The following is a 1,638-nucleotide window of genomic DNA, read 5'->3' as shown; positions in this document are numbered from 1 at the left end:
GGCAGGGGAGCCGTTCTCGGTGGTGTTCGCCGGCATGGGGCTCACCCACCCCGACATCGGCGCCGTGCGCGACGCGCTCGCGCAGCGCTCCGCGAGCGGCGAGCTCGTGATGCTGCTCAACGCGGCCGACGACCCCGTCGTCGAGCGCATCCTCACCCCGCGGATCGCGCTGACGGTCGCCGAGCACCTCGCCTTCGAGTGTGCGCGGCACGTGCTCGTGGTGATGGCCGACATGACGTCGTACGCCGAGGCCGTCCGGGAGGTGTCGGCCGACCGCGAGGAGATCCCCGGGCGCCGCGCCTACCCCGGGTACCTCTACAGCGACCTCGCCTCGCTCTACGAGCGCTGCGGACGGATCCGGGGCCGGCCGGGATCGGTCACGCTGCTGCCGGTGCTCACGATGCCCGGCGGCGACATCACCCACCCGGTCCCCGACCTGACCGGCTACATCACCGAGGGCCAGGTCGTGCTCTCCGCGGCCGCGCACGCCGCCGGGACCTACCCGCCGGTGGAGCCGCTGAGCTCGCTGTCGCGCCTGATGCGCAAGGGTGCCGGTCCGGGCCGCACGCGCGCGGACCACCTCGACGTCGCGGCCCAGACGATGGCCTGCCTGTCGCGGGCGCGGCAGGTCCGCGAGCTCGCCGACCTGATCGGCGCGGATGCCCTCAGCGGGACCGACCGCGCCTACCTCGTGTTCGCCGAGGACGTCGAGCGCCGCGTGCTGAACCAGCGACCGGACGAGTCGCGCCCGATCGAGCAGACCCTCGACCTGTGCTGGCAGGCGCTCTCCCTGCTGCCGCGCCGGGAGCTGACGATGCTGCCCGAGGACGAGCTCCAGCGCCGCTACCACCCGACCACCAGGAGCGAGTGATGCCGTCGCGCCTGCACGTCCCGCCCGGCCGCGCAGGGCAGCTGTGGCTGGTGCACCGGCACGAGGTGGCGTGCCGGGCGGTCGACCTGCTCGACCAGAAGCTGCGGATCCTGCGCAACGAGCGGGTGCGCCGCGCCCTCGTCGAGGAGCGCACCCGCGCGGCCTGGCAGGCAGCGGTGCGAGACGCCGACACCTGGGGCCGCAGACTCGCCGAGATGGAGGGCCAGCGCGCCGTTCGGCTCAACCGGCCGCAGGGTGCGGCCGAGGTGGAGGTGCGCTGGGAGCAGGTCGTCGGCGTGTGCTACCCCGCGTTCGTCGACGTCCGGCTCCCCGACGAGGCCGACGGAGGGACCGGCGAGGCCGGCAGCGCGATCCTCGTCGAGACGCGGCGGCGGATGGCGGCCGCGGTCGTCGCGGCCGCCCAGCAGGCGGCCGCACTGGCGGCTCTCCGCACCCTCGAGGCCCAGGAGGCCGCGACCCGGCGGCGGCTGCGCTCGATCCGCACCCGCTACCTGCCGCTGCTCGAAGCGACGATGCGCGACGTGGCCGTGGCTCTGGAGGAGGACGAGCGCGCCGACATCCTCCGGCTGCGCTGGGCTGCGAGACGCAGTGTCCGGACTCTCTCGAGCAGCCCCGACGGAAGGAGCGTGGAGGCATGAGCATGACCGTGGAGCGTGTGCTGGTGGCCGTCGACGACTCGGCGGCGTCGCTGCGGGGCGTCGAGATCGCCGTCGACCTCGCCGCGGCGACGGGCGCGGAGGTCCGGT

2 protein-coding genes are annotated in these 1,638 nt (G+C 74.7%); both read left to right on the top strand.

The genetic code is table 11. The features are described 5' to 3' along the window. Positions 1–871, top strand: an 871-nt coding sequence (locus Q0L15_RS22605) for a V-type ATP synthase subunit B (RefSeq protein WP_296607111.1), incomplete at its 5' end; no start/stop codon positions are given. After that, on the top strand, positions 871–1,530 hold the full coding sequence (locus Q0L15_RS22600; protein WP_296607110.1) for a V-type ATP synthase subunit D: 660 nt from the start codon (positions 871–873) through the stop codon (positions 1,528–1,530). The genes Q0L15_RS22605 and Q0L15_RS22600, both read left to right, overlap by 1 nt. Positions 1,531–1,638: the final 108 nt, after the last annotated feature.

The sequence above is a fragment of the Nocardioides sp. genome, assembly GCF_024509035.1.
Taxonomy (GTDB): domain Bacteria; phylum Actinomycetota; class Actinomycetes; order Propionibacteriales; family Nocardioidaceae; genus Nocardioides.
Note: the sequence above shows the minus strand (reverse complement) of the source record. Positions and strands in the feature narration are given on the sequence as shown.